Source organism: Escherichia sp. E2586 (assembly GCF_005781105.1).
Classification (GTDB): Bacteria; Pseudomonadota; Gammaproteobacteria; order Enterobacterales; family Enterobacteriaceae; genus Escherichia.
Genome location: NZ_VATN01000061.1, coordinates 1 through 1029, shown reverse-complemented (window position 1 = coordinate 1029; position 1029 = coordinate 1). Strand labels below are relative to the sequence as shown.

Sequence of the window (1029 nt, the reverse complement as noted above, 5' to 3'; positions counted from 1 at the left end):
GATGAACGCGGCAATCTTCTTGCCGTGACCGATCCGCTGCAACAGAACACCCGGTATCAGTATGACCGCCACGGCCAGGTGGTACAGATAACCGATGCCCGTGGGGGGAATAAATACCTTCAGTGGAACGAAGACGGGCAGCTCATGCGACATACGGACTGTTCCGGCGCGCAGACGGCCTGGTTCTACGACGAACGCACGCGGCTGATACGGATGACTGACGCGCAGGGCCACAGCACCCGCTACGGGTATGACGACAGCGGTCACCTGGTGGAGGTGATACTGGCGGACGGCCGCACGGTGAATTACCAGTCAGACGCGGCGGGCAGGCTGGTGAAGTACACCAGCCCGATGGGGAGGATAACGCGCTGGCAACGCGACGGGCAGGGCCGGGTGCGCAGCCGGACGGACGCGACGGGACGCAGGACGGCGTTCGGGTACGACGCTTACGGGCGGCTGACCCGGCTGACAAACGAGAACGGAGAAAGCTATCAGTTCCGCCACGATGTGCTGGACCGTCTGGCGGAGCAGATAAACCCGGACGGTTGCCGCCAGGCGTACCGTTACAACGCGCTGAACGCGGTCACGGAAGTGGTGTTCACCGGGGACCGGGGCGGTGAAATCCGTCACCGGCTGGCGCGTGATGCGGTGGGCCGGCTCACGGCAAAGGAGACAGCCGACAGCCGTACGGAATACGTCTGTGATGCGGCAGACCAGCTACTGGAAATCCGCCGCCGGCGGTCGGATGCCGGGGAAACAGACGCACCGGAGATTATCCGTTTCAGTTACGACAGACTGGGGCGGATGCTGACTGAGGAGACGGCGCAGGGCGTCTTAACCCATCAGTACGATGAACTCAGCAACCGGACTGCCACCACCTTTCCGGACGGCAGAACACAGCGCCATCTGTACTACGGGAGCGGACATCTCCAGCAGATAAATCTGGACCGGGAGGTCATCAGCGAGTTCACACGTGACGCCCTGCACCGGGAGGTGCTCAGAAGTCAGGGGCGACTGAGCACGCGGCAG

1 pseudogene is annotated in these 1029 nt (G+C 63.1%); it reads left to right on the top strand.

What is annotated here, in order from left to right:
- Positions 1 to 1029: pseudogene (locus FEK50_RS24105) on the top strand (type IV secretion protein Rhs); the annotation flags it as partial.